The sequence below is a fragment of the Methylobacterium sp. P1-11 genome, from assembly GCF_008329595.1.
Classification (GTDB): Bacteria; Pseudomonadota; Alphaproteobacteria; order Rhizobiales; family Beijerinckiaceae; genus Methylobacterium.
In genome coordinates this window covers 1-822 of record NZ_NPKS01000107.1, presented here as the reverse complement: position 1 = coordinate 822, position 822 = coordinate 1, and the positions used below count along the sequence as shown (strand labels likewise).

General features: G+C 65.9%; 1 protein-coding gene. It reads right to left on the bottom strand.

Features of this window, described 5'->3' with window-relative positions; all coding sequences use genetic code 11:
• Window positions 1-822: flagellin (locus CIW48_RS32925; RefSeq protein WP_149314518.1), on the bottom strand; the 822-nt coding region annotated here is incomplete at its 5' end.

Below are 822 nucleotides of genomic sequence, written 5' to 3'. Positions count from 1 at the left end.
TTACCGCAGGAGCTGGAGAACGCCCTGCTGTGCGGAGTTGGCCAGGGACAGGGCCGAGATGCCCATCGACTGACGCGTCGACAGCGCCTGCGAGTTGGCCGCTTCCTGGTTCAGGTCGGCATTGGTCAGGTTGGCCGAGCCGGTCTGCAGCACGTTGATAATCTGCTTGGAGAAGTCCTGCCGGTTCTGCACCACCGACAGGTTCGAGCCCAGCGTGCTCGCCGCCGAGTTCAGGCTGTTGCCGGCGCTCGTCAGGGTCGCCAGCGTCTTGTTGACGTCCGCGTTGAGCAGGAAGTTGCCGAGGCCGTTCTGGCTCGTCGAGCTGTTGGAGTTGGTGATCGACGACAGGCCGAGGCCGCTGGCCGTCGCGTCCACCGAGGCGACGTTCAGGTTGGAGCTGCCGGTGTCGTTGAACTTGATGTTCATGTCATTGCCCTTGCCGGCAATGAGGTTGACGCCGTTGTAGCTGGCGTCGCCGGCGAGCTGCGTGATCTGGTTGAGCAGGTTGTTGTACTGGGTCGCCAGCGAGGCGCGCTGCGTGACGCCGGCGATCGAAAGGTCGCTGGAGACGACGGTGGTGGCGGCGGTGCCGTAGGTCGATGCGGTGGTCGCCGAGGCGGTGAAGCCGAGCGCCGTCTGGCTGGCGGAGTTCTGAAACTCCACGTCGGCCTGGGCGTTCAGCACGATCTTGGTGCCGGTGCTGTCGATGGAGAAGATCGCGCCCGCGCCGAACGAGCCGCTGGAGGAGGTCGAGGCCGAGCTGACCGCCGAGTTCAGGGCGGCGACGGTGGCGCTGATGCTGGAGGAGGCGGCGATGGTGGC